The organism is Aquabacterium sp. A08 (assembly GCF_011742065.1).
The window spans coordinates 1-26234 of the sequence record NZ_JAAQQT010000594.1 but is presented as its reverse complement, the minus strand read 5'-3'; the positions used below and the strand labels follow the sequence as shown (position 1 = coordinate 26234).

The following is a 26234-nucleotide window of genomic DNA, read 5'->3' as shown; positions in this document are numbered from 1 at the left end:
TCACCTCACTTGTATTCGATCAAACGGCTGCGTTTGCGCCACAGACGCCCCCAGGCAAACTGCAACACACCCCAGGCCTCGGGGAACTTGCCCAGCACCAAAAAAAACCCACGCAGCCCTCCACCGGGCATGCGGGCCAAACGCAGCACTTGCAAGGGGTACACGGCAGCCAGCCCCCACCACCCGGGCGACAGGCACACCGCCGCCCCCACCACCAGCAGTGGCAGCACCAGCCCCCACACAGCGGCACGCCGGGTCTCTTTCACCCAATGTCTTTCTGGGGCCGCGCCGTGCAGCCAAGCGCCTTCGGCAAAGGCATGACCGCCCCGCACGGTGCGCCGCCACCACTGGCCAAACCGCGTCATGGCGGCGTCGTGCAGCGTCATGTCCGCGCCCAGCCGGTGTATGCGCCAACCGGCCTGGCGCAGTCGCACACACAACTCCGGTTCCTCGCCGGCAATCAGGTCGTCGCGGTAACCCCCCACCTGCTTCAGGGCGCTGACGCGCATCAGCACATCGCCACCGCACGCCAGGGCATCGCCCACGGGCGTGTCCCACTCCCAATCGCACAGGCGGTTGTAAATGGAACGCTCGGGAAATTTCTCGCGCCGGCGCCCGCACACCGCCGCGTGTTCGGGGTGCGTGTTCATAAACGTCTGGGCCTGGTCCAGCCAGCCGGGGGCCACCGCGCAGTCACCGTCCACAAACTGTATGAATTGCAAGTCGGGGGCCAGGGCCAACAATGCACGCCAGCCTTCGTTGCGCGCACGCGCGGCGGTGAAAGGCACGGTCATGTCCAGGTTCACCACATGCACCCCCATGGCCTGGGCCATGGCCACCGAACCGTCGGTGGAACCCGAGTCCACGTACACCACGCAAGGCACGGTGTCCCGCACGGATGCAAGGCACGCCCTCAAGCGCTCGCCCTCGTTGCGCCCAATGGCGACCAAACCCAGCTTGCTCGATTTGGCGTGGATCATGTGCCGCTCCCCAGCACCACAGCGGGTACGCCCACGGCCACGCCGTGCGCGGGCACGTCGGTCAACACCACCGCGTTGGCGCCTATGGTGGCGTGTTCGCCCACCGACACCGCGCCCAGCAGCTTGGCGCCCGCACCAATGTCCACATGGCCCTTCAGCACCGGCACCCCTCCGTCGCCACGCATGCCCAAAGTCACTTGCTGAAAAATCAGGCAATTGGGGCCAATTTGCGCGGCGGGGTGTATCACCACCCCGTTGGGGTGGGGCAAGAGCAAGCCACCCCCAATCTGACAGTTCAAGGGAATGTCGGCCCCGCTCACGGCGCTCCAGAACCGGTGGCGCAACACGGCCCAACGTTTCAGTACAGGTGACCAAGGGCGGCGGCTGCTGCGGTGGCGCTGGTAGTCCCGAATGCAGGCCAACAGACTTTTGCCCGGGTTCCATTCACCTGGGCGTTTGTGTTCACGGCTCCAATCGGGCACCACGCTGCTCACTGGGGGGCTCATGCCTTGGCCTTTCGGAGCTTGATAACTGCAGGCACGCCATAGGCCACATGGTTGTCGGGCACGTCGCACAACACCACCGCGTTGGCGCCTATCGCCACGTTGTTGCCAATGCGTATGTTGCCCAGCAACTTGGCGCCGGCGCCTATGTCCACGTTGTCGCCTATGTGTGGGGCACAGGGTTCGTCCACCCGGCGCAGGCCCACCACCACGCCGTTGCGTATGCGGCAGTTGTCGCCAAAACGGGCATAGCCGCTGATGACAATGCCGCCAAAATGGTCGATGACAAAGTTTTTGCCCAGCTTCACCTCACAGGGCAGTTCGATGCCTGTGACGATTTGCACCAGCTTGAACAACACCTTGTACAGCAGTGAACACAGCTTGCGCAGCAGCGCCGGACGCACGCCGTAGCGCCATTGGCCAAAGCGGTACACCAGCAGGGCCCAAAAACCCTGGGCGCCCCAGTGGCCACCGTGTGCGGCCAAATCGGCCCGAATGTTCTGGAACATGTCAGCGGGTGGGCTGGGTGGCCCAACGGGTGTGCCGGCACAGGCGCCAGGTCTGGCGCCAATGCTGGCCATGAAAGGCGGCGGCACGCCAGCCGCGGCCTTTGAGCAGGTCTTTCACCCCCAGGTAGAGGTCACCCACGGCGGTCAGGCACAGATGCCCCAGCAAACCCGCCCGGCCCAAGTGCTTGCGGAAGTACAGCAACTCGCTTTCAATTTGCAATACCGAAATTTGCCGGCCGCTGTCTGACAAGGCGCCGGCGGTTTTGGCGCTTTCGCCACCGATGTGCACCACCGTGGTGTCGGGGCAATACACCACCTGCCAGCCCGCCGCTTTGACGCGCTTGCAGTGGTCCACCTCTTCGTAATACAGAAAATAGCGGGGGTCGAACAGGCCCACCTGGTCCAACACCTCGCGGCGCACCAGGTAATAGCAGCCGGGCACCCAGTCGCATTCGCGCACACGGGCATGGTCCCAGTCCATGTCGTCCACCATGCGGGTTTTGGGCAACCAACGTGCCAGCCCGGTTCGCGCCAAAAACACATTCCACGGCGTGGGAAAGTACCGGCAACTGGGCTGCAGCACGCCGTCACGCCCCACCAGCTTCACGCCCAGCACGCCACAGCGCGGGTGGGCCTGCATGTAAGCCAGGGTGCGCTGCAAGGTGTCGGGCGCCACAAAGGCATCGGTGTTCAGCAGCAACACGTAGTCGCCCTGCACGTGCTTGAGCAATTGGTTGTTGGCGCGGCCAAAACCCACGTTTTCGGCATTGACCTCCAGCCCCGCGTGAGGGAACTGTGCACGCAACACCGCCACCGAATCGTCACGCGAGGCGTTGTCCACCACCCAGTACCGCAGTTGCAAGCCATGCGCAGCCTGGTCACAGGCGGCAAACATGGGCTGCAACAAATTTGCAGTGTTGTAATTCACAACAAAAATATCGAGCTGCATCAGCATACAACCGCTTGGCTGGGCTTGCCTTGAATTTCTCCCTTGCGTGACCTCTCACAAGCGTGATAAAGCGCCTTTTCAAATTTCTGACACGAAACCTCCCAAGTGGAATGGGCAACGGTAGCAAAAGCGTTGGCAGACATGAATCGCCATGATTGATCATCCAAGTTCAGCACTCTTGCAACAGCCTCAACAGCTGCGTCCACGTCATCTATGTTCACGAGATACCCGTTAACACCATCTTCTATACCCTCTATCGGCCAACCTGTACGGGTAGAAACCACAGGCGTCCGGCAAGCCATGGCCTCCATGGCCATTAGATTGAATCCTTCGGTACGACTGGTCGTTAACCAGACATCGCAGGTTGCATACAACTGCCGTAAGTTTTCTTGTGGCGGGGCCATATGAAAATCCGCAAAATCTGGCAAGGAGTGGATACCACCGGGTGGTTTACTTCCAAAGACTACCACTTTCAATTCTGGATAACGCACCCCGAGAAGCCTAACAACAGACAACGCAATATCCGTACCTTTGAACGATGCTTCGTGATAAAGGAAACCCACTGTAGGTTGCCTTTGCTTGCCACGGACAGCTGCGTGAAAAAGGCTGTGATCTACGGCATTAGATACCAGATCAACACCGGCATCACCGTATTGATTCGCCATGACATCTGCAAGCCATTGCGCAATGACAATTTTATGGAAAGGCAGTCTGTAGGTAGCTTCGCACCGCAAGCGCGGCAAATAATCAAAAACTTCATGCCCTTGTACGAAGTACGCTCTAGCCCCCCGATCATCTGGCAAATGGTACGCCCACTCCGCAGTTTCCCACCATGTGCTGATCAAGACATCCCCAGGTGGCACATCTGCAGGCCCAGGTATTCGGCCAGCTGGCACCACCTTGTGCTCCAAACCCAACCCATCCAAGTAGGATGTGGGCACGGGTTGGTGCTTGATCCAGCCCTTACCTTTAAGAATATTTTTTAACTGTTGCCGCCATGTAGGCGCCTTGGCGGCCTGCGATACCAGCGTCACATGGTGACCGCGATCAGCCAGCCAGCGTGCGTATATGGCCGCCACACGAATACCGCCCGACCAACCGACGACGGGCAAAAGGAAGGTGATCCTCATGGCATGGGACTCCGCACTAATGATCGAATCAGACATTTGACACTCAGGCGAAAGAGGGAACTCCATGCCCGGAATTCCAAGGGATACCGTCGAACTGCAGCCAGACCGTCAACAAAAGCGTTCCAATATCGGCCTTGTGCGAAATGCTGCCAAGCGCTGCCTTGCAGCAAACCCAAAATGTGTTGACTGGCGTTGTGTGGCGCAGCCTCTTTGGCCTGGGGTGGCGCTGGGGGATTACCGCGTTGCAAATCGTCCCCGCCTGTTTCTGCGCGTTGTTTTGCAAAGCGCTGGGCCACTTGGTCGAAAAAAACGCGTCTAGGAGAAGGTTGGGTGTGCGTGATGGACGCACCATGGATGCGATACAAAAGGAAATTCTGTGACACAAATGCGATGGGCCCCAACTCGGCCAGACGGAACGCAAAATCCAGGTCTTCGGCCGTCTGGAAGTAAGAACGAAAACCCTTGACCGCCAGGCATGCGTGTCGGCGCATGGCAAACGTACAGAGATGCGTTCGCATGGTTCCTGCGCACAACTCATCTGTAATCAGCACATGCGAGGTTGACACAGCGTCGTCAAAGGGCTGCGCCAACACGCGGTCCGTTGTATCGATCATTTGAAAAGCACCGCACACCGCGATCCAATCCGGATGGTCCGCCAGCAGTTCAACCTGCCGGGCAATGCGCCCGGCAGGGTAAAGATCGTCTGCATCGCAACGCATGATCACATCCCCACGGGCGGCATCCAGACCTGCATTCATGCAGGCAGCAATGCCCTGCTGGGGCCCAGGCACCACGCGCAAACGTGAGTCCCCCAGGCTGTGAAGAATTTCAACACCGTTGTCGGTGGAACCGTCGTCCACCACCACCAACTCCAAGGGCACCGAACGCTCTTGCAACACCGAAGCCGCCGCAGCCCTCACATAAAGGGCGGCATTGCGCATGGGCATGATCACTGTCACCAACACGGGTCAGGCCTTACTCAGCATTCTTTGCCATATTGACTTGAGCAGGAGTACCGTGGCCGGGCGGGAAAACGGCGCAACACGCCAAGCCCGCCATCCGTAGGCGATGGCCGTGGAATACTCATGGCTGGCCATGGCCCACCAGCCGAACTTGAGGTCGTTTTCCCACTGTGCTTGTTGTGTGCCGTCGGGGCGCCAGGCTTCGCTGGCTTCAAAGGTCTTGTCCGCCAAACCCCGGCGCTCACACGCTTCGTCACAGCATTTCCGGGCCGCCTCGCGTTGGCGGCCATCTTTGGCAGCTTGGCCACTGATGGAACCGCTGTGCATCCGATACCGCAGCAACACTTTTGGCAAATTTGCAAGCTGACCCAATTCACCCAGCCGGAGCCAAAGGTCCAAATCTTCTGTGGGGTACATGCTGGCCCGGTAACCACCGCTGGCAACAAGCGCGTCCTTGCGCATCGTGGCTGCAGGATGACAGATGGTCGTGTGACCTTTCAGGGCTTCGCGCTGAATCGTTTCGTTGTCGGGATATTGTGGCCAAACAACCAACTTTCGTCCCAATTCATCCATCAATTCAACCGCACTGCCCACGCAAACGCATTGTGGGTTCGAGTCGAGGTAGGCCACCTGCAAACCCAATCGGTCGGGCAGTGCGATGTCGTCGGCGTCCATTCGGGCGATGTAACGCCCCTGGGCCAAACCAATGGCCTCGTTGAGCGTGGCCACCAAACCTTGGTTAGCACGGCTCACCACACGCACGCGCGGATCTTGTGCGGCATAGGCTTGCAGCACTGCCAGACTCTGGTCGGTGGAACCATCGTCGATGACCAACAGCTCGAAATCGGTGTAGCGCTGCGCCAGTATGCTGTCCAAAGCCAACGGCAAATACAACCCCCCGTTGTACACCGGGAGGACCACACTCACCGTTGGTGTCGACGGTCGAAAATCGATCACGGAATGCTCCAAGTCATGTACACGTACGCCGCCAAAGCGCCAGCCAGCAGAAATCCCAGGACATCCGACCAAAGATCAAACAAACCGCGTTTGGCGTGAACCCAGGCCGCGACAGGATAAAAACAAACACTCACCAAGGGGCCGCTGATCACCACGCCCCAGGGGCCCCAATAAAAACCGCCCACCGCAATGCCAACCGCACGCAAGAGTCCTTGCCCCAACTGCAAATAGGTGGCCAAGCGGGGTTGACCCAGGGCCTCCAGCAAACCGCTGTAAGTGGCCGACAACATGGACACCACCAAGCCAGTGGCGGTGATCTGCACGATTTGTGCGGCCACAGCGTAGCGGTCGTCGTACAACCAACCCACCAACCACTCACCCAGCACGACCAGCACCACACTGCTGCTCCACCCCAGCACCAGCTGGATGCGACGGCTTTTGCGTACCCGATGCGGCAGCAACTCGGGTTGCAACCGCAAGGTTTCGGTGTAGGCTGGGAAAAGCACCTGAGCCGACAGTTTTTGGATGGCATTCCACGCCATCAGCGTGAGCGCGGAAGCTATGCTCAACTGACCCAAAAAAGGCAAATCGAGCCATTTGGCCCGCAACAGGTTCAAGCCCTCGCCCGATAGATAGGTCACCCCGGAACTCAGCATCACCCAAACGCTGAAACCACGAATCTCGCGCAAGGTGCCAGGGTCCCATGCCAGTCGGTTGGTCGGCCCCTTGAGTAAAAGGTGGCTGAACACAGCGTAGAAGACCGCGTAACCCATATTGCCCAGCAACAGGGCCCAAGGTGACTGCAAGTAGAGTGCCAACGCCACAGCGATGACAAACTGCAAGACCTGCGACAGCATCTCAATACCCACCAACCGCCCGGCCTGCATGTGGCGCATGGCGTGGTCGACTTTGGTCGATTTGAAAGAACCCAGGAAGGCGATCAAGCCGATGGTGGCCAACATGGGCACCATGTCTTCGTTGGCATACCAACCCGCCACGGGCAGTGCCAGCGCGAGCGCAACCACGGCGACCACTGCGCCCTTGATGATTTGCAAGGTCCAGATGGTGTTCAAAAAGGCCGTCTCGTCACCGCGGTGGCTGCGCATCACGCTCATGCTCAAGCCCACATCGGTCAACATCACAACCCCGACAAGCACGGCCTGCAGGATCGCCATGGTGCCGAACGCTTCCGGGAAAAGCAGACGCGCCAACACCAAGTTAGACAGCAAACGCAGCAACTGCCCACCTGCGTAACCGGCCAGGGTGACGCTGCCTGCGGACTTCACCCGCTCGCTTAGCGATTTCGGCTCACGCAGCGTCGCCATGTTTCAAAAATCATCCCTGTATCATCGTTTTAGGGAGCACCGCTACAAAAAATTCGTGCTCAGTCGCTCTCAAAACAATCATTTTAGTGACCCATGCACCGCGATTCCCCCCTGCAGAGCCGTTTGACCCAACACCTGCAAGCGCTGAAACAACAAGCCACGGCAACCCTCAACCGGATCATCCCCCAAGGCCTTCCCTGCGCACTACTGGACTTTCCGCATTACAGCAATGTGGGAGATAGCGCCATTTGGTTAGGTGAAATGGACTATTGCCGCAGCACAGGGAAACGCTTGCGTTACGTGGCCAGCATGACCAGCTACGCCGAGCCAGTGCTGCGGCGGGCCATGCCCCACGGGGTGGTGCTGCTGCAAGGCGGGGGTAACTTTGGCAGTTTGTGGAAAGCGCACCAAGACCATCGTCTGGAGGTGCTGCACCGTTTGCGCGACTACAAAGTGGTGCAGTTGCCGCAAAGCCTGTTCTTTGGGGACGACACGGCCTGTTTTGCCCAGGCAGCACAGGCCATCCAGCAGCACCCGGACTTTACCTTGGTGGTACGCGACCAAGCCAGCTTGGAACTGGGCAATCAACTGGGTGCCCGCACCGTGCTGTGCCCCGACTCCGCGGTATTTTTGGCGGGGCGGCTGCAGCCCCAGGCGCCGCAGTTCGACTGTTTTGCCCTCACCCGCACCGACAAGGAAAGCACCGGACGTGATTGGCCGCAGCCACCCACCGACCTCACCACCGCACACGGCGACTGGCTGGACGAGCCGGATCATTGGATAGCGCCTTGGCTGAAGCGATTGCAGCAACGCGCACATGGACGTTTTGGGCATTTGTACGCCTTTCAACAAGCATTGCTGGCCGCATTCAATACCGTGGCCAACGCGCGCTTGCAAAGGGGCGTTGAGCAACTGTCGCAGGGGCGCGTGGTGGTAACCGATCGCCTGCATGCGCACCTTCTGTCCACCTTGCTGCACATTCCCAATGTGGTGCTGGACAACCACTACGGCAAGATCCACGGTTACATGGAAAGTTGGGACGACGGCATCAACAGAACGTGTCACAACGTCGAGGAAGTTTGGTCACACGCTATCGCCATCTTGCAATCGAAAGCTCCAGGCAAGTCCGGTACCTACAAATAATACACATTACTCCAAATCCCCAAGACATTTTCAATGTTAAACATTCATCCAAAATTTAGATGAATGAAACCTTAGGCCTTCAGGAAAACTCCGCATCAAAGATTATAAAAGCCAACCCCAACATGATCAGATTGCAGTTCACGCGGGGGGCGATCTGATTAATGAAATTAGTACGCTGTAATACATAAAATCATCTCCAAATACATTATGAGTGAACATGCCTGAACACCTCCGTGCTCTCATACCAGTGCTGGTCCTATCAGGGCTGAGTTTTTGGCTGATGCGGCCTGCGGTTAACAGATTGGTGGGGGCAGTCACATTCCGGCTGTGGCGGAACCTGTGGCTGGGCTTGACGCTGGTGGCTTTTGTGTCGCACAGCTTCTGGGTGTTTGCGCTGGTGGTGGCGCTGGTGCTGGCCCTCAAACGCCCGCCTTTGGGGCAGGTGGTGGGTGTGTGGTTTCTTCTGATGTTTGTGGTGCCTGCGGCCAGTGTGAACATTCCGGGTTTTGGGTTGATCAATTACCTGTTCGCACTGAACCATTTGCGGCTGCTGTCGTTGGTGCTGCTGCTGCCGGCGGCCTGGGTGCTGCTGCAGCAACGCGGCAACATGCGCCTGGGCAGCACCTGGCCCGACAAATTATTGCTGGCCTACCTGTGCATGGCGGCCGTGCTGCAGCTGCGCGAGGCCAACATCACCAGCACACTGCGCGGTTGCTTGTATTTGTTCACCGACGTGTTTTTGCCCTACTACGTGGCCAGCCGCAGCCTGCGCAGTCTGGACGACTTTAGGCACGCATTGACAGGTTTTTTGGTGGCGGCGCTGCTGTTGGGCGTGTTGGCCATGTTTGAAACCTTGCGGCACTGGAATTTATACAGTGCTCTGGTCGGTGCCCTGGGCCTTCAATCTGGCTTTGGTGGCTACCTGGCAAGGGATGGCATGCAACGTGCCGCTGCCAGCGCGGGCCAACCCATACCACTGGGCATGGTGATGGCTGTGTCCATGGGCTTCTTTTTGTACCTGCGCCAACAAGTCACCCCACGGCAACGCCTGTTGGGTTGGCTGGTGCTGGCGGGTGGGCTGGCCGCCAGCCTGTCGCGCGGGCCCTGGGTGGGAGCCGTTTTCACCGTGGTGGTGTTTTTGGCTTTGGGGCCCAAGCCCGTCAAGCAACTGTTGGGCGTGGCCTTGCTGGGGGCCTTAGCGCTGCCGGCGCTGGCGCTGTTTCCTGCCGGCCAAAAGGTGCTGAACCTGCTGCCATTCATAGGCCAGGTGGATGAGTCAAACGTGACCTACCGGCAACGCCTGCTGGACAACGCCTGGCTGGTGATTGAGCGCCACCCCTGGTTTGGCTCGGTGGACTACCTGCAAACGCCCGAGATGCTGAGCATGGTGCAGGGCCAAGGAATTATTGACATTGTGAACACCTACATAGGCGTGGCGCTGGACCACGGCCTGGTGGGCCTGGGCCTCTTCGGCTGTTTTTTTTCTATGGCAGGGCTGAGCGTGTTCAAAAGCTTGCGCCAGGCGAAAGAACCGGAACCACGCTTGTTGGGCAGGGCACTGCTGGCCACGTTGGCTGGGTTACTGCTGACGATTTTTACCGTGAGCAGCATCACCATCATTCCCTGGATGTACTGGACGCTGGCCGGTGTGTGCGTGGCCTATGCCAACAGGCCCAAACCACCCTTAAAAACGCAGGAGGAAACGTATGCCCGGGAAGCATAAAACCAAGGTTGGGCTGTGGCTGGCCTGCCTGTTGGCAGCGGCAGCTGCCCACGCGCAGGCCCCCCAACAAGTGACGGTACACGAACAACTGGGCATGCCCACGGTGCAGGCGGCCGGCGCCACGGTGGTGGCCACGGAAATGGCCATGTGGGGCCCCCACTGGAAATGGGCGGGCATGCAAGCCCAAACGCTGCCGCAAGGCAACCACACCTACCACACGCTGGGCCAGGTGCGCGACCTGGGCCTGAACTGGGCCAGCGCGGTGGCGCCTGCGGGGCCCAACAGCCTGCGCATGCTCATCAACCTGCAGGCGCAGGCCGATGTGCCGGGCGCCGTGGGCGGCGGCATGGTGTTCAAGTTCGACCTGGCCAACTGGGGCGCCACCATGGGCAACCCGGTGTTGCTGCCTGGCAATGCCGGCTGGCAGTGGGGCAAGCCAGGGGGGCGCCAGTTCACCCTGCGGGCCGAGCCGGCCCTGGCCGCGGTGTACTTTGAACGCAACAACCCGGCCGAGGTGCGCGCCTTTTTTTACAAGGGCCACATTGCGGCGGGGGAACGGCGCCACACCCTGACGTTCAGCTGGACAGGGCCCGAGGTGACGCTGCAACCCACCCGGACCGAACGGCTGGGCGGCCCGCCGCTGGCCAGTTGGCCCAAACACGCCGTGGAGCCGGGCACCGCCCCCATAGACCTGGGGTTTTTGAACCAGGCCGACAAACCCGCCGGCCAGCGCGGGCCGGTGCGCGTGCACGGCGATGCGCTGGTGTGGGCCGATGGCACACCCGCCCGTTTTTGGGGCACCAACATCACAGCGTTTGCCCTGTTCAACACCCCCCGCGAATTGGTGCGGCAGCAAGCCCGCCGCCTGGCGGCCCTGGGTTACAACCTGGTGCGCCTGCACCACCACGACTCCCACTGGGTGAACCCCAACGTGTTTGGCCGCCGTGAAGGTGCCACCCACACCCAGACATTGAATGGTGAAGCATTAGACCGTTTGGACCACTGGGTGAAGGCGCTGAAGGACGAGGGCATTTACGTTTGGTTGGACCTGCACGTGCAGCGTGCGCTACTGGCCGGTGACAACATCTATGGGTTTGACGAAATACGCAAAGGCAAGGACCAGGCCGACCTGAAGGGCTACAACTATGTGAACCCGACCATGCAGCGGGCCATGCAGCGCTTTGCCGAACAGTACCTGGCCCGCGTGAACACACACACCGGCTTGCCTTACAACCGGGAAGCGGCTGTGTTGGGGCTGCAAATCACCAACGAAAACGACATCACCCACCACTTTGGCAACGCCCTGCTGCCCGACAAGGGGGTGCCGCTGCACTCGCGCATCTTCACCAACGAAGCGCACGCATTTGCACGCCAGCACAAGTTGCCGACAGACCGTGTGATGCGCACATGGGAACACGGCCTCAGCAAGTTGTTTTTGAACGACCTGGAGCAGCGCTTCAACACCCAGATGCTGGACCACCTGCGTGGCCTAGGGCTGAACCAGCCCGTGTCCACCACCAGCACTTGGGGGGCCAACCCCATCAGCAGCCTGCCAGCGCTGACCACCGGCGACCTGATAGACGTGCACAGCTACGGGGGCGCGGGTCAGTTGGAAAAAAACCCCCTGTTGGCCGCCAATGCGGTGCATTGGATGGGAGCGGGGCAGGTGGTGGGCAAGCCATTGACCGTGAGCGAATGGAACGCGGAGCCTTTCCCGCTGCCCGACCGGCACGCCCTGCCCCTGTACGTGGCGGCCAAGGCCAGCCACCAGGGCTGGGACGCCCTGATGCACTACGCCTACAGCCAGGAGCCCTTCAGGGGCACGGGCAGCCCCAGCAACTGGCACGGCTGGAACGACCCTTCGCTGCTGCCCATGCTGAGCGCTGCGGCCCTGCTGTACCGCGAACAGCACGTGAAGCCGGCCACCACCACCTACGTGTTTGACCCCGGTGCCGAGGTGTTTTTCAACCAGGCCATTTCGGCGGGCAACGCACCGGCCCTGCGCACCGCCATGGAAAAAGGCCGCCTGCTGGTGGCCATACCGGCCACGCCGCAGTTGCCCTGGCTGCAGCGGACCGAACCGCCCGCCGGTGCCACCGTGCTGCGTGACCCGGCCCAGAGTGTGCTGCCACCCAACGCCACCGGCGCCACGACCGACACGGGTGAACTGACCCGCGACTGGGCCCAGGGCACCTACACCATCAACACGCCCAAAACGCGTGCGGCACTGGGCTGGATCGGCGGCAAGGCGGTCAACCTGCCCGATGTGACCCTGAACCTGGTGACGAAAAACGCGTCGGTGGCGGTGCAAAGCCTGACCGACCAACCCGTGGGCCAAAGCCGCCACCTGCTGGTGAGCATAGGCACCCGCAGCCAGCCGCAACCGGGCAACAAGACACCGTTTGTGGTGGAGCCGCTGCAGGGCACGATCCAGATCAAGGCGCCGCCGGGCTTGACGGCCCACCGCAACGGCCCGATGAACCGCATCGTGCCTTGGGACGCCGGGGCCGTGCAATACGCCAACGGCGCCTACACCCTGCAACTCGACGGCAAGCAGTCGGTGCAGTGGGTGGAGCTGAAATGAAGAATCAGTAGTAGCCCTTGCGCACCGGGGTTTCGTCTTTGTTGAGCACCACGCCCAGCAAATTCGCCCCACCCAGGTGGCGCATGGCTTCTTCGATTGCCTTCTGGGTGGACATGCCGCTGCCCACGATCATCAGCACGCAGTCGATGCGCGGCAGCACGGCGATCACGTCGTCGGCCGCGAGGATGGGGGGCAGGTCAAAAATGACGATGCGGTCGGCGTAGCGGTCGCGCAAGTCGCCAATGATGTGGCCGACCTTGCGCGAGGACAGCACCTCGGACGACTTGGGCACGGGCCTGGCCGTGGGCAGCACCACCAGGCGGGGCAGCCCGGGGTTGACCAGGGCCTGCGACACGTCGGCGGCGCCCGACAGCACGTCGTTGAGCGAGGTGTCGCGCTTCAGGCCCAGGTAGTTGGCCACCTGGGGGCGGCGCAGGTCGAAGTCCACCAGCATGGCGGTGCGCTGCGACTGGTGGGCGATGCTGACGGCCAGGTTGATGGCCACCACCGACTTGCCGGACTCCATGCTGGGCGAGGTGATGGCCAGGGTGCGCCAGCCGTTTTCGTCCATTTTGCGCAGCACCTGGGTGCGCAGCAGGTCGAACGCCCAGTTGGCCGGGTGGTGCTTGTTGAAGGCCACCACGCGGTGGCGCTCCAGGTGGGCGGCGTCGAGCTGCACCACGTCGGTCTGGGTGTACTGGACCTCGATGTGTTCGTCGTTGGCCACGTGGGCCACGCTGGGGACCGTGGGCCAGGCCTTGATCGGGGCCACCGGGGCCGACCCCGGCCCTTGCGACTTGGCTTTTTCGATGGCGAGTTTGATGCGTTCCATGGCGTTGTGCGGGGATCAGCCCAGACGGTCAAAGATTTTGATGACGACGATGTCGAGCGGCATGTACAAGAAATGCACCACGGCCACGCCCACCAGCACCACCGCCCCAGCACCCGCCCCCAGCTGCAGCAGCAGGCGCCGGTTGTGCGCGGCTTCGGCCGAGTGGGTGATGTAGGGCACAGTGACCATCGGGCGCAACCCGGTGATGGCGGTGACGGCTTCGACCCCACGCACGCGGCCGTGCAGGGTTTCGAGCAAGGCGACCACGCCGCCGGCAGCGGCCAGGGCCAGGAAGAAGCCGAGGGCGATCATCTTGCGGCGGTCGGGCTTGATGGGGCGGTCCGGCGTCAGCGGCGGCTCCAGCAAGCTGAAGCGTTCGGCCTTCTGGTCGCCTTCCAGGTTTTCGGCAACCTGCGCCGTCATCTGCTTGGCGCGGATTTCGTCGTACTTCTTCTGGGCGGTTTGCTGGTCGCGCATCAGCGTGGCCAGGCCGCGCTCCACCTGGGGTGCGCGCAGCATTTGCCCTTCCAGTTGGGCGATGCGGCCGCGCAGAGAGGCCTGCTGGCTAGAGAGCAACGCGGCCTGCGAGCGCACCGATTGGATGCGCGATTCCAGCCGCGCCACCGCCAGGTCCGCCGGTGAGTTGATGGCGCCACTGCCCCCTGCCGACGGGGTGGACTGGGCGTCGGCGCGCACGGCCTGCTCCAGGCCCTGGATTTTGCGCTTGAGGGCGCGCACGTCGGGGTGGTTGTCGGTGTAGGTGGCGGCGATGCGGGCCAGCTCGGCCTGGGCGCGCTCCAGCTCCAGCTTGGGCGGGAGTGCCGCGCCGGGCACACCCGCCGACACGCCCACGCCAGCGCGGACGCTGGACAGCTCGATCTCCAGCGAGCGAAGCTCTTCCTGCGCCGCGCGCTGGTCGCGCTCGGCGTTGCGCAGCTCGGCCTCCAGCCGCTGGATGCCGGTCATGCTCAGGGCGAGGTTGTCGGGCAAGGCGCCGCCGTGTTCCAGCTTGTAGCTTGCGATCTGGCCTTCCAGCGTTTCCAATTCGGTGCGCAGCTTGTCGGCTTCCTGGGTCAGGAATTCGGTGGTCTGGGTGGCGCGCTCGGTGCGGACCTTGACGTTTTCGTCCAGAAACAGGGTGACCAGTTCGTTGGCGACGCGTTGGGCCACCTCCGGGCGGCGGTGCTCGTAGGACACGCGAAACGCGATGGTGGCGCGCTGCCGCGCCTGCACGTTGGCGTTGACCAGTTCCACCCGGATGCGGTCGCGCATGTCGTCCACCGCCTCGGACGGGGTGAAGGTGCTGCGCGCGTCTTCATACAGCCGGTACTTGTTGGCGATGCGCAGCAGGTTTTCGCGCGTCATCACCCGCTGCTTGATGATTTCGATGCGCTCGTCGGCAAAACTGGTGACGGTGGCCTGCACCAGGTCGTTGGGAATCTGCTGCGATTCCACCATGATGGTGCCGGTGGACTGGTACACCGGCGGGATGAGCAGGGCTACCGCGACCGCCACGGCAAAGACCCCGCCGAACGTGGCCACGATCAGCAGAGCCCGCCGCTTGAGGATGGCGAGGTAGTCGTGCAGGTTGAGTTGGTAGTCGGCCGACATGCTGGGGAGGGTGTTCAAAAATCGGGGTGGGTGTAGGTCAGCGTGGCGCTAACCACATGGCCATTGGCCTGTACAGCGGCGCGACGGGAGGTTTTGTGTTGCACGCTGACACCGGCGCGCCAGAAGGGGCTGAGCTCGGTGTCCACACCCAAGGCCACCGTGCTGCCCGAGGTGGCGGCCGCGCCGCTGGCCGCGCTGCGGGTGTGCGACACGCTGAAGGTGCCCCGGGTGCGGTCGCTGACGGCGTAGGTCCACTGCGCGCGCAGGCTGTTGCTGGGGGCAAAGCCCGTGAGCGCCGCGCTGGTGACCACGCTGCGGGACAGGTTGAGCGTGGTGTCGAGCCGCTGACCTTTGTGGGCCAGTTGCAGGCCGCCTTGCCAGGTGGAGTCGCGGTTGGCCCCGGCCACGCGGACCAGCCCGCCCTGCACCTGCCACTGCAGGTTGGGGGTGAGGTTGGCGGCATAACCCGCCATGAAGCCCCATTGCCTGGACGCCGCCGCACTGGGCAGCAGCGGGCTGTCGCCGGGGGTGTAGCGGCCGGCGTTCAGCGTCAGGCTGAGGGTTTCCTGCTCCGACAACGCCAGCGACCAGGCGGCGTTGCCCGAGAGAACGCGGTAAGGCAAGAGGGCCTGGGTGTCGTAGTCCACCCACTGGTGGTTGACGCTGGCGCTGAGCGACTGGCGCTCGGCCACCGCCTGCCGCCACGACAGCCCCAGACCCTGGGTGGTTTGGGTGCGGTCGGCGGTGACGAAGCCGAATTCTTCAAATTCGGTGGCCCGGGTGGAGGCCTGGACGTACGAGGCGTTCAACCCCAGGCTGCTGGTGGCGCTGGCCTGCTGCCAGGCGAAGCGCAGCGACGGGTCGTTGCGGTCGGCGCTGAGGGCGGCGTTGTCGCTGCGCTCGATTTGGCCGGCGGCCACCAGGGACCATTCGGTCGCCCCGGCTTGACTGGACAGCGTGTACTGCGGGTTGGCCCGCCAGCGCTGCACGCCAGCACCGCCCGCCACCAGGGCGGGATTGGAGTCGAATTCCAACCCGGTTGTCACGGAAAACGCGTGTTGCAAAGGGGCGGCGGCCTGCGCCAGCCCCGCAAAGGCACACAGCACCACCCCCCCGGCCAGCGACGGGCTCACAAGCAAAAGCGCGCGCATGGCTTAGGGCACCAAAACGGTGTCGCCGGCCCGCAGGACGACGTTGGTGGACAGCTGCGAGCCTTCGATGAGGTCGTTGTAGCGCACGGGCAGCAGTTCCGGCCCTTGGGGGGAGGCACGCAACACGCGCACCGCATTGCCTTGTGCAAAGCGGTCGAGCCCACCGGCCTGGCTGAGCACCTGCAGCACCGTGGTGTTGGGCGAGGTGAGCAGGACCGGGCCCGGCTTGGCCACTTTGCCCAGCACATAGACGCGGCTGCCTTCGATGCCGGTGACGACGACGCTGACCACCGGGTCCGGCAGGTAGGCCTTGAGTTGCGCGGCGATGCGCTGTTCGGCCTGGGACACGTCCAGGCCCTCGACCTCGACCCGCCCCGCCAGGGGGAAGGTGACGCTGCCGTCGGGGAGCACGCGCACCTCTTTTTGCAGCGCGTCTTCGCGCCAGACCGACACCTGCAGGGTGTCGCCGTGGCGCAGGGCATACGGTGCCGCCGGTGGCTGGGTTTGGGCCGCTGCGGCCCAAGCCGCCAGCGACAGCCCGCAGGCCCACGAAAGCCGCTTGAAAAGAGACATGTTTCCCCCTGAAAATTGGTGCGCCATTCTAGCCAGACTCAAACAACTGAAGGGGGCGTGAGCCCCCTTCGAATGCACCCCAAAGGGTGCAGACCGTGCAGGGTGGATCAGACCTTGCGGCGGTTGGAGAAGCCGAAGAAGCCCATCAGCGCGGAGCCGAACAGCAGGGCAGCGCCGGGCAGCGGCACGGCGGACACGCTGGTGGTGGCGCTGTTGGGCATCGGGGCGGAGCCGTCCAGGCTGGTGGAAACCATGGTCCAGATGCCGGCCGTCATGAACTGGCTGAACGAAGCACCCACGGAGGACAGCAGGAAGGAGAAGCTGGTCATACCGTTGTTGGTGGACAGCAGGTAAGACACGGCGGTGTCGATGCCCGGCGTACCGGCGGAATCGACCGATTTGAGGGTGAAGGTAGCCAGACCGTCTGCGGCGAGGTTGAGCACGTCCAGATCGCTGCGTTGGTTTGAAGTCCATTCGCTTTCCACGGCAACCGGTGCCTGGTTATTGACCACGTTGTAGGTGGCGGCGTTGGCGGCACCCAGTGCGCCGGCCAGACCGGCAGCCAGCACAGCAGCGCGGGCGAGTTTGGAGAATTTCATAAAGGCTCCCGTAGGAAATTGGTTGAGACAACTTGAATTTATCGATCGCGAGGGGTTTCCCCAATAAGCCGGAAGGACTAATTGAATTAAAGCCGGATCAATAGGCCTTGCTGCCCACGAAAGCGCCAATAGTACGAAACAAAATGATTAAATCCAGCCAAATAGACCAATTATTAATGTATTCAATATCAGACTCTACCCTTTGTATCATTTCATGGATCTCTCGGGTCTCGCCCCGGTAGCCCCGCACCTGGGCCAGACCGGTGATGCCGGGCTTGATGTTGAGGCGGGCGAAGTAGTCCGAAATGCGCTGCGAGTACTCGGCGTCGTGCTGTACAGCGTGCGGGCGCGGCCCGACCAGCGACATCTCGCCCCGGAGCACGTTGAACAGCTGGGGCAATTCGTCCAGGCTGGTGCGGCGCAAGAAGCGGCCGACCCGCGTGACCCGGGGATCGTTTTTCTGCGCCTGCTGGACCACGCCGTGCTCCACCGGGTGGACGTACATGCTGCGGAACTTCCAGATGCGGAACGTTCTACCGTTCCAGCCGTTGCGGGGCTGGCGGAAAAACACCGGGCCGGGACTGTCGAGCTTGACCGCGAGGGCGATGACGCCCAACACGGGCGCGATGAGCAAGAGAATGATGCTGGACAACACCGTGTCCTCCAGCAGTTTGATCAGGTGGCGGGTGCCGGTGAGCGGCGTTTCGGACAGGGTGAGGACGGGCAGCCCTGCGATCTCGCGCACGCTGTGGTTGACCAGCCGCAGGGAGAAGATGTCGGGGACCCAGTGCACCGCCACGTGCTTGTCGAGCAGGTTGAAGTACAGGTCTTCCAGCACGTCGGAGGCGTCCAGGGGTATGGCGAAATAGACGGTACGCACGCGGTGGCGCTCGATCAACTGCGGCAGTTGCTCCAAGCTGCCCAACAGCGGCGCGGGCGCATCGGACTCGATGGGCGCGTCGGCGGAGAGACCCACGCAACCCACCACTTCCTGGCCCAGCCACGGGTTTTGGCTGATTTTTTGGTGCAGGTAGTTGGCCAACTGCCCCGAGCCGACGATGATGACCTGCTCGGCCTGAGCGCTGCGCAGGAAACGTATTTGCACCTTGCGCACCAGAAAGTGCAAACACAGCTGGGCGGCGTACCCCGCCAGGTACAGCTGGCCCACAAAAAGGCGGGAAAACGCCTCGCTCTGCTGGGTGAGGAAGCCGATCAGCAGCAGGACGGCAAATGTCAGGGTCCAGGCCCGAAACAGGCTGAACGCCTTGCGGGTGAAATTGGCGTTGCTGCGGTAGATGCCGTGCTGGTCGTAGATGACCGCCATGGCCCCAATGAGCAGGAGCGCAAAAATGGTGTATTCCGCCGTGATGGCGCCGACGTGGGTGAGTGTGAGGGAGTAGGCGATGCCCAGAACCGTCGCCCCATCCAGCAGCGTCTGCAGGGAATGGCTGACGCTGTTGCGACGCTGAAGCAACGAGCGCTGTACCGGGGCGGAGGAGAACATGGGTCGAGGTGCAGGTGGGACAGAGCGTTGACAGGCACCCTGAGATCAACGGAACGCGGCGGCGAAGGGGCGGCCGGCGTCATGACACCCAAAAGCACCGCCCCGCCGACCCAGAAAACAGGCCCGCTGTCGGTGAAATCGTTCCTCCCCCACCACCCGACCCGAGGCTGGCATTGACCGCGCAGGGTTGGTTAGTGTGCCAATTTTAGCGTTTGTTTGGCGCAGCCGACCGCAGACTTGGGCCACCGCCCGTGGGGCACGCCAGACACCGGGGGAATGGACATAAAAAAACCCCCTGAAAGGGGGTTTAGGGTGGCGGTGGTGGTAGTCACTGGCAAACCACTCTCAGCCCTACTTTGAGGGAATTTTTGAGATTTTTTCACTTTTCCAGACTGTAAGAAGATTTCAAAAAACGCGCGCGTGTGCACCTGCGGGCGCGTATACACTATTTTTCGCTTTAAAGGTAGCCCCCTCTTACAGAAAGATGACATGCGCTGAGCGTGTGCGGCCCATCAACCTCAGCAATGACTGCAACGCATGCGGCAGCTTGAGCGTTATCCAAACGCAAGCGAACTTCGGCATTTGATCGAGCTGCTTGCAGTGCAGTGCAGTGCGTGGAGTCACTCGCCACCAACCCAGGGCTGCCCACTGGTCAAGCCAGCCACCGCCAGTGCGGGATGAGCCCACGCAGGTGCAGGATCGAGCATGCCCAGCCTCCGCACGAATGGCTTGCAAAAAGACTAAAGCTGAATGGACGATGCAGGCCTTGAGTGCTGAGGCCCGGATGACCGACATTGCCCAGAGAACGGCTTCCTGGCTTTAAGCGTTCAAATCCGATCCTCCTGGGCTCATGACCACCCGGATGTGAACACACAGGCTTGTTCATGCTGTCGGGCGGCTTGTGTCTGCTTCTCACGCCCGCAACATGTGGCGTGCCTGCTGGACATGCACGTTGTTCAGAACCGGCTCCAGCCTAGCGATGTCGGCTCGGCTCATGTTCACGGAGAAATCCCGAGCGCGGTTTTGCCACAGCTGGAGGCAGTTGAGCTGATGGCGCAGTGCAACCCGTGCCTCCTGGTGCCCCAGTTCGAAGGCACTCGCCGCTTGCATCAAGGCTTGCACAGAGCCGCCGGGAGAAGGGGTTGCGTTGTGGCCGATTGACTCGGGCGTGGGAGGGTCCAGGCTGGGCGTCAGACCGCCAGCCGGGGCCAGCCGCCAGCGGTTGTGTCCGACATGAAGGAATCCCACCTTGCGCAGATCGGCATCGGCGTGGTTGATCAGCAGGTCGAAAAGCAGGCGGCGCCAAAGCTCGCGGGCATCGTCGGGGTAGTCTGCACAGTGGATACGCATCGCATCCAGCAGATCGAAACAGCTCATGCCATCGCCCGGCGCGGCTTGCAGCAAGGTATAGGCCGACTGGTAGGGGATGCGTGCACCGTCTGGGCGGCGGTCAAACCGTTCGACCAGCACGATCGGCTCTGACACGGGATGCTTGAGCCTGTGGTCGGCCACCCGTATGCCTGCAGTCCTGGCCAACTGGGCGGTGAGCACTTCCAGCCGGGTAATGGGAAATGTATCCCGATGACTGGGGAACTTGGCGACAGCCAGCTGGCCGTTGTCTTGGAACCAGCTGCATTTGGGCCGTTCACCCCCTAGGGCGGTGGCACTGTAGAGCAACCACAACAACTGGCACAGGTCTTCTTCTTGTCGCTCGAAGGCCTGGATCGCGACGGCGATGCTTTTCAAGCCCAAGTCCCACGGCACCAAAAACCGCTCGCGCTCCAAATTGACACGAGGTGAACCTGCCGGACGAAGCCTCAGGGCTCCCAGCCGGACGCTGTCCAGCACGACCGACAGCGCATCCATGGGGCTGGGCTCGTGCCCGGCAGGAGCAAAAGCGTCCAGCAATCCGCGCGCCTGCGCCCTCCTGAAAACCTTCAAGCCAAAGCCCTGGGCTTGCGTATCCGCCATGGCCCCAAAAACATTGCGGCCATCGCCTCCGGCTGGCTGGGTCCACTGGGTCGACCGTGTCCACCGCAGGTCCGCAGACGCCGAGTAGCCACCGGGCCTCTGGAGCCAACTGTTCATGTACCGAAATGACGAGCAAGGCCCGCCGCGTGTGGTGTGCAGGCACAACTCGCCCAATGACCGGCCTTCGTGACCGATGGAGACGGCCAGACGATTGGCGATGCGGGGGCCACAGGGACCGGTGGGCAAAAACGGGCCCAAGTCTGCAGAGTGCTCGGTGGCGTGCATCACAACTCGCCCTCCTCTTGTCGGGACTGGCGCACGCGCTTGGGCAGGCGTTTGTCCTGGAGCATCAGGCCGATGCGGTCGGTCGGGGTGTCGAGGAGTCCATTGGCGCACTGGATTTCGCCCATGACAAAAAGGACGCTGATGAGGTGCTGCAGCGCGGTGCCGGGGTCACCTTTCTCCAGGCGGCGAACGGTGCTGACCGAAGCGCCTATCTGCTCGGCCAGGTCGGCTTGGCTCCAGTGACGTCGGCGGCGTGCCCGGCCTATGTTGGTGCCCAGTTGCTTGAGCGTGCGCTGGACGGGGGGGGCAAGGGGTGGGGGCATGGTGGTCTCCGTGTCAATCATTGACCAGATTGAAACGTCACGACTCCGCCCTCAGCGCCCCAACCCACCCCACAAGATCACAAAACCATGGCCCAAATTTGAATGACGAGACCGTGTGAACCATCAAATCTGAAGGGTCACATGCCCAGTGCGTTGTCGATGGCACACGCAGTCGGTGCAAGCAACCACTTGGTCAGAGCCTGTGGCGGCGAGTCGTCTGATCTGAGACCGGGCAGGTACCGGCAAGAGCCAATGTGTCCGATCCTCCAGGTCGGTTGAGCGGAACGCATCGGGAACAGACATTGACAGCCGCACCTGACGGTCAAGGCCTGCACGACACGCCGGTCATTGCCCTGCGGTGGCTTCGACAGATCCAATATCCCTGATGGTGTGCAACCGGCCACCGGCACTCGATTTACAGCACGGCCTCCAAGCCCTTGCGCTCTAGCAGGTTGAGCAGCTTGAGTGATGGTCCACTGGGGTGTTTGTCACCCAATTCCCACTTGCGCACCGTGGACGGACTGGTGTTGAGCACCGAAGCCAGCACGGTCTGGCTGAGCTTCAAGTGCTCACGCAAGTTGCGAATGCGTTGGCTGTCGTAATGCGGGATTGGCTCTAGGCACAGGGCTTCCAGTTTTTGCTGCTTTCGCTTGTCAATGAAACCCAGCCGATCCAAGTCGGATGCGGTCTCGTGCACGGCCTCTAGAATCCGACTTTTGACTGGAACCTTGACCTGGGTCTTGGCTTTAGTGTCCATGGCAAATCTCCTGCAAGCTGCCGTCTTCCACGGCGGTGTTCAATTGGATAGCGGTCAGTCCCAGCAAAGAACCCGCCAGGGTCTGCAGCGCTTCCAATTCGGTGGACGTGATGTTGGCGCGCTCGTTCTTCTCAAAGCCGTAGACAAAGAACCAACGGCTGCCTTTGCGGGTGGCCACCAACGTGCGGGCACCGCCACGCTTGCCCCGACCGGGCAACGCCACGCGCTTCTTGACCACGTCGCCGCCCAGTTCGGCGTCGATCAACCCAGCCACCATTTCGTTGACTGCAGCACACAGTGAAGCATCGGTCAGGTCTGACTTTCTCAACCATCGGCTGAAATGGCGAGTTTTGAAGACGCGTCGCATTCAATAATTGTGCCACTTGGTGGCATACATTTCAATCCTTGATCGATGCGAATATTGCTTTGCGGCGTCCACCGCCCTACGCTGAACAGAACTCATGGACCCAGTCGGGAACGAGATGGGTCTTGGTGCAGCTGGGTAGCCATCAACGCATCTACGGAAGTGCCGATCGCGAATATCTCTTTCCAGCTCAAAGCGACCTCAGAAACTCCCCCGCCATCCGCTGTGCCTGATCGTACGTCACCCGGAAGTCCAGGCGGTCGATCGCATCGAACTGCAGCTTCAACACTGCCTTGCGCTGCTCAAGCTGGCTGAGAAACGCCTCGCGGTGGCGGACCAGATATTTCCTGGCACTTTCCAGTGCATGGGGCTCACGTTCAATCACCAAAGCCAAGTCAAACAGGTCTCGCGCCGCTGCGCGATCCCCGCGGTGCCAGAGTTTCTTGGCCACGATTTCCGCAGAGGTCTCCACCCTCACCCGCCGCCCTAGCAACCGCCACAGCTCGAACGGCTCTGCGGTCAGGTTCGGCGAGGCCACAAAGTCAATCTCGCCCTCGGGCCGCAGCAGCTTGATGTACCCTGGTCCTTCGACATAGTCCTGCGTCACGGACTCGGCCACATCACTCAAGCGCGGAGAGACGAAACCCAGATACTGCGGATCGGGCACGAAAATGTCGATGTCCTTGCTGACCCGATGGCGGTGTCGAAGCATCAGCACAGTGCCACCACCAAACGTCCAGACAGGATCGCTGATGCCGTGCTGGGTGATTTCGTCGATCAGGGCATAGGCATGGCGCAGCAGGTCCTGCCAAATGCCTGGTGGCAAGTTGGAGGGCGTTTGCTCACCGGCACTCATGCCCACACCGCCCTTGGCGATTGCAAGTCATGGGCCCACTGCAGCAGATGTTTCCACAGCGTCTTTGCGGGGCAATGGGTGTGGCGTGCGATTTCTTCCACGGCACCCACGATGAGTGGCAACGGTGCTTCATCGAGCAGAGTGGCTACCTGGGGCGTGATGTTGGCCGGCAGTTGCCCCTCCACCAGCGCAGCGGCCAACGCCTCGGGTGTCAGCACGTCTTTGTAGCTCACGCTGGCCGTGCGGCTGGCCAGAGCCAAAGCGTTATCCCGCTTCGGACGTTCTGCGGCATCCATCGTCAGCCCCAGCAGGTCCAGCAGTGCGATGAGCTTGGCGGCACCCAGGTCAACGATCGTGCCGGTTTCCAGTTGGTTGATCGTCGCGCGCGACAAGCTGCTGAGCCGGGCAAGCCTGGCCTGTGACAGGCCCAGGAGCTGACGACGCTGTTTGACGAGTTGGCCTATAGACAGCAAGTTCATGGGCGAATTGGAGCACAGGCAAGATTTTAATGTCAAACATATTCGACATATTTTATAAGACCATGATCATTCAAAAGTGCCTCGGCCCTATCGCGCCCTGGGCAACTCGGCCTCGCGCACCCTTGCCGACTGCTGCAAAACGGTTGCCGGGCAGCGTGTTTTATCCGGCTCGATGGCTTTGGGCTATGGCAGACTTCCGCCTGCGTGAGGGGCTGGAAATCCCCTCGGCTTCCCGCAAGACCGACTCGCTGCTGTCAGAGAGTTGCTCGCTGAGCGCAAAGGCGCTGCGCACCCCCGAGATCGCCTCGGGCGTGACGCCTGCAGCCGCCAGATCACGCTCCCAGCGCTGGGCCACCCGGCCTGCGGCCTGGATCAGCCACTGGGCGGCCTCTGTGGCAGATGCATAGCCCATGCGCAAAGAGGCCTCCAGCAGTCGCTCGACGCTCACGGCCGTACCGCCGCGGATCTCGACCCCCATGCTGAGGGAGCCCCGGTAGCCGACCAGTGGTGTGATGTCGAAGGCTGGGGCCAGGCGCCAAGCCTCCTTGACTCGGTAGAAGGCATGGTTGCGCGGGTGGTCGTCACCGTTGCCGACCAGGGCGTTGAAGCACATGCGGCGCCATAGCTCTCGGATGTCGTTCTGCACATCGTCGCTGTGACGCGACCAGGTCCTGAGCTTGTCGGCCAGTGCCAGGTACGAGCGCGATGGGGCTCCAGCGACAGTGCCGGGCTGCAGTTGCAGCGCCGTGTGAGCGGAGGCATACAGGCGCTTGCAGGGCGCCTTGGGGTCGCCGTGTCGGTCAAAGCGCTGCACCAGGAGGACGGCCACATCGGCGACGGTCTCAAGACGAATGTCCGGGACGGTGATGTCGCACTCGCCCGCCAGGGTCATGCAGACGAATTCCTTCGCCGGCAAAAACGGCATGTCATTGCGGGCCTGCATCTTGGCGATCCAAAGGCGGCCATCGAACTCAACCGTGGCCTTGGGCCTGTCACCACCCGCGCTGGTGGCCATATCGCCCAGCATGTCCTTGATCGCCCTCGCTCTGGGCTGGCCAGCCTCCAGTTGTTCGATGTGGTACTTCAGAGCGTCGAGGCTGTGCGCCTGACTGCGAAGCTTTCTGTCTATGTCGGCGCAGGCCGCAACAGCCCCCGCTGCGTCCCCTGCGCCCAGTTCCAGAAGCTCGATCCGGGTCAGCGTCCTGTCTCGACCATGGAGGTTCTGCAAAAGGTCTTCGCCGTACCCGGCGGGGCAAGCGTCCATGACCACGCCTGGAATGCCCTCTGGAGCGTTCACAGGAACGCCATGGGCGCCCGCCATCCTCAGTGACACCGGATCCAGAGGCGTGGCCTTGGGATGCACCCTGAAGTCCGTGGAGTACAGGAAGCGCCCCCTATGGGACCCTTCGATTCGCAGCTCTCCAGCCAGGATGGGTTCGGTCTCTTCGGGCATCCACACCCAGACGGGGACCGAATTCATCGGGAACTCCCGCGCATCAGATCCCCACGGACAGTGGACGAGGCGGTGGTGGAGCCCATGAGCTTGGTGACCCCCGCCTCTGTGACCATTTCATCGCGGGCAGGGTCCAGCAGGGAATCCACCTGGCCGAGCAGCTGCAGGACATCCAGCAACCGGAAGACATTTCCGATGGACGCACCGGGGTGACCGCCCTCGATGCCCACCACAGTAGAGAGTCCAACGCCCGCGGCTGCAGCCAACTCCGGCTGGGTGTAGCCCCGTGCTTTGCGAGCGATGGCGATGCGGCGACCCAGGTCGAGCATGGCTTGCTCTACGGAAAGGGGGTAAGGCGTGCGCATGATTATGTTATTGGAACACATACCAACAGAAAATGCTCCAAAAACAACATTTATCAACCAACATCCTCTTCGACAGTCTTGCTGGCGGTGCACTCAGCGCGGTACCGCTCTGTGAAGAAGATAAAAGGGCACGTCAAAAGTCGTCGGCCGGAGCCCCCAGCTGCGCGGCCACGTCAGCTTGGCCCCATGGACGTCGGCGGCAAGCACTGCATGTGTGGATACCCAGTTGTCCGAGCGCGCGATGGACGGGCGGCGCATGGGATGAGGGCCTGGTGGACTCCGCACCGAAACGCTCACCAGATTGCATATTCGGAGCACCGCCTTCAGCACACCAACCAACACGATC

The 26234-nt window shown here is 62.0% G+C and carries 26 protein-coding genes; 3 read left to right on the top strand and 23 right to left on the bottom strand.

The genetic code is table 11. The annotated features are described in order from the left end of the window. Window positions 1-5: 5 nt before the first annotated feature. The 8 genes from HA630_RS08210 to HA630_RS08175 form a co-directional block, all read right to left on the bottom strand. Entirely contained in the window at window positions 6-980 is a 975-nt protein-coding gene (locus tag HA630_RS08210) for a glycosyltransferase family 2 protein (RefSeq protein WP_166834009.1), read from the bottom strand. Then, window positions 977-1165, bottom strand: coding sequence for a hypothetical protein (locus tag HA630_RS23560; protein WP_243855414.1), 189 nt, complete (start codon window positions 1163-1165; stop codon window positions 977-979). The genes HA630_RS08210 and HA630_RS23560 overlap by 4 nt, the downstream gene beginning before the upstream one ends. A 317-nt stretch (window positions 1166-1482) precedes the next feature. Next, window positions 1483-1992 (bottom strand): serine O-acetyltransferase, encoded by a 510-nt coding sequence (locus HA630_RS08200; protein ID WP_166834005.1) that lies wholly within the window; start codon window positions 1990-1992, stop codon window positions 1483-1485. A gap of 1 nt (window position 1993) precedes the next feature. Then, window positions 1994-2941 carry a glycosyltransferase family 2 protein gene (locus HA630_RS08195; protein WP_256368623.1) on the bottom strand — a complete coding sequence of 316 codons (948 nt, stop codon included), beginning with the start codon at window positions 2939-2941 and terminating at the stop codon, window positions 1994-1996. After that, window positions 2941-4071 carry a glycosyltransferase family 4 protein gene (locus tag HA630_RS08190; RefSeq protein WP_166834001.1) on the bottom strand — a complete coding sequence of 377 codons (1131 nt, stop codon included), beginning with the start codon at window positions 4069-4071 and terminating at the stop codon, window positions 2941-2943. The genes HA630_RS08195 and HA630_RS08190 overlap by 1 nt, the downstream gene beginning before the upstream one ends. Then, window positions 4068-5018 (bottom strand): glycosyltransferase, encoded by a 951-nt coding sequence (locus tag HA630_RS08185; protein ID WP_256368622.1) that lies wholly within the window; start codon window positions 5016-5018, stop codon window positions 4068-4070. Before HA630_RS08185 ends, HA630_RS08190 begins: the two co-directional genes overlap by 4 nt. 21 nt (window positions 5019-5039) lie before the next feature. After that, on the bottom strand, window positions 5040-5990 hold the full coding sequence (locus HA630_RS08180) for a glycosyltransferase (RefSeq protein ID WP_166833997.1): 951 nt from the start codon (window positions 5988-5990) through the stop codon (window positions 5040-5042). Beyond that, window positions 5987-7315 carry an oligosaccharide flippase family protein gene (locus HA630_RS08175; protein WP_166833996.1) on the bottom strand — a complete coding sequence of 443 codons (1329 nt, stop codon included), beginning with the start codon at window positions 7313-7315 and terminating at the stop codon, window positions 5987-5989. Before HA630_RS08175 ends, HA630_RS08180 begins: the two co-directional genes overlap by 4 nt. A 93-nt stretch (window positions 7316-7408) precedes the next feature. Here HA630_RS08175 and HA630_RS08170 point away from each other — a divergent pair, with 93 nt between their 5' ends. The 3 genes from HA630_RS08170 to HA630_RS08160 all read left to right on the top strand — a co-directional run bounded on the left by HA630_RS08170 (window position 7409) and on the right by HA630_RS08160 (window position 12765). After that, a complete protein-coding gene (locus HA630_RS08170; RefSeq protein WP_208300028.1) occupies window positions 7409-8458 on the top strand; it encodes a polysaccharide pyruvyl transferase family protein in 1050 nt (349 codons plus the stop codon). Between the two features lie 358 nt (window positions 8459-8816). Beyond that, window positions 8817-10181 (top strand): O-antigen ligase family protein, encoded by a 1365-nt coding sequence (locus tag HA630_RS08165; RefSeq protein ID WP_371809229.1) that lies wholly within the window; start codon window positions 8817-8819, stop codon window positions 10179-10181. Beyond that, window positions 10165-12765 (top strand): cellulase family glycosylhydrolase, encoded by a 2601-nt coding sequence (locus HA630_RS08160; protein WP_166833989.1) that lies wholly within the window; start codon window positions 10165-10167, stop codon window positions 12763-12765. Before HA630_RS08165 ends, HA630_RS08160 begins: the two co-directional genes overlap by 17 nt. Before the next feature lie 4 nt (window positions 12766-12769). Here the strand turns inward: HA630_RS08160 and HA630_RS08155 are convergent, their stop codons facing one another. The 15 genes from HA630_RS08155 to HA630_RS22495 all read right to left on the bottom strand — a co-directional run. Then, window positions 12770-13597: a CpsD/CapB family tyrosine-protein kinase gene (locus HA630_RS08155; protein ID WP_166833987.1), complete on the bottom strand. Its 828-nt coding sequence runs from the start codon at window positions 13595-13597 to the stop codon at window positions 12770-12772. Window positions 13598-13612: 15 nt separating this feature from the next. Next, window positions 13613-15226, bottom strand: a complete 1614-nt coding sequence (locus HA630_RS08150) for a Wzz/FepE/Etk N-terminal domain-containing protein (protein WP_208300026.1) — start codon at window positions 15224-15226, stop codon at window positions 13613-13615. Further along, a complete protein-coding gene (locus tag HA630_RS08145) occupies window positions 15223-16359 on the bottom strand; it encodes a hypothetical protein (protein ID WP_166833985.1) in 1137 nt (378 codons plus the stop codon). The genes HA630_RS08150 and HA630_RS08145 overlap by 4 nt, the downstream gene beginning before the upstream one ends. 3 nt (window positions 16360-16362) lie before the next feature. After that, entirely contained in the window at window positions 16363-16932 is a 570-nt protein-coding gene (locus HA630_RS08140; protein WP_166833983.1) for a polysaccharide biosynthesis/export family protein, read from the bottom strand. Window positions 16933-17039: 107 nt separating this feature from the next. After that, complete coding sequence (locus tag HA630_RS08135) at window positions 17040-17531, bottom strand: hypothetical protein (protein ID WP_166833981.1); 492 nt, start codon at window positions 17529-17531, stop codon at window positions 17040-17042. 97 nt (window positions 17532-17628) lie between these two features. After that, window positions 17629-19035 carry an undecaprenyl-phosphate glucose phosphotransferase gene (locus HA630_RS08130; RefSeq protein ID WP_166833979.1) on the bottom strand — a complete coding sequence of 469 codons (1407 nt, stop codon included), beginning with the start codon at window positions 19033-19035 and terminating at the stop codon, window positions 17629-17631. Window positions 19036-19947: 912 nt separating this feature from the next. Further along, window positions 19948-21006 carry a type II toxin-antitoxin system HipA family toxin gene (locus HA630_RS08125; protein ID WP_166833977.1) on the bottom strand — a complete coding sequence of 353 codons (1059 nt, stop codon included), beginning with the start codon at window positions 21004-21006 and terminating at the stop codon, window positions 19948-19950. A 284-nt stretch (window positions 21007-21290) separates the two neighbouring features. Beyond that, window positions 21291-21614, bottom strand: coding sequence for a helix-turn-helix domain-containing protein (locus HA630_RS08120; RefSeq protein WP_166833975.1), 324 nt, complete (start codon window positions 21612-21614; stop codon window positions 21291-21293). A 415-nt stretch (window positions 21615-22029) separates the two neighbouring features. After that, complete coding sequence (locus HA630_RS08115) at window positions 22030-22371, bottom strand: DNA-binding transcriptional regulator (RefSeq protein WP_166833973.1); 342 nt, start codon at window positions 22369-22371, stop codon at window positions 22030-22032. After that, entirely contained in the window at window positions 22361-22738 is a 378-nt protein-coding gene (locus HA630_RS08110; RefSeq protein WP_166833971.1) for a type II toxin-antitoxin system RelE/ParE family toxin, read from the bottom strand. The genes HA630_RS08115 and HA630_RS08110 overlap by 11 nt, the downstream gene beginning before the upstream one ends. Window positions 22739-22925: 187 nt before the next feature. Further along, a complete protein-coding gene (locus tag HA630_RS08105) occupies window positions 22926-23591 on the bottom strand; it encodes a nucleotidyl transferase AbiEii/AbiGii toxin family protein (protein WP_166833969.1) in 666 nt (221 codons plus the stop codon). Further along, window positions 23588-24070 (bottom strand): helix-turn-helix transcriptional regulator, encoded by a 483-nt coding sequence (locus HA630_RS08100; RefSeq protein ID WP_166833967.1) that lies wholly within the window; start codon window positions 24068-24070, stop codon window positions 23588-23590. Before HA630_RS08100 ends, HA630_RS08105 begins: the two co-directional genes overlap by 4 nt. 160 nt (window positions 24071-24230) lie before the next feature. After that, window positions 24231-25550, bottom strand: a complete 1320-nt coding sequence (locus HA630_RS08095) for a type II toxin-antitoxin system HipA family toxin (protein WP_166833965.1) — start codon at window positions 25548-25550, stop codon at window positions 24231-24233. Beyond that, window positions 25547-25888 carry a helix-turn-helix domain-containing protein gene (locus HA630_RS08090; RefSeq protein WP_166833964.1) on the bottom strand — a complete coding sequence of 114 codons (342 nt, stop codon included), beginning with the start codon at window positions 25886-25888 and terminating at the stop codon, window positions 25547-25549. The genes HA630_RS08095 and HA630_RS08090 overlap by 4 nt, the downstream gene beginning before the upstream one ends. Before the next feature lie 93 nt (window positions 25889-25981). Further along, window positions 25982-26234: hypothetical protein (locus tag HA630_RS22495; protein ID WP_208300025.1), on the bottom strand; the 253-nt coding region annotated here is incomplete at its 5' end.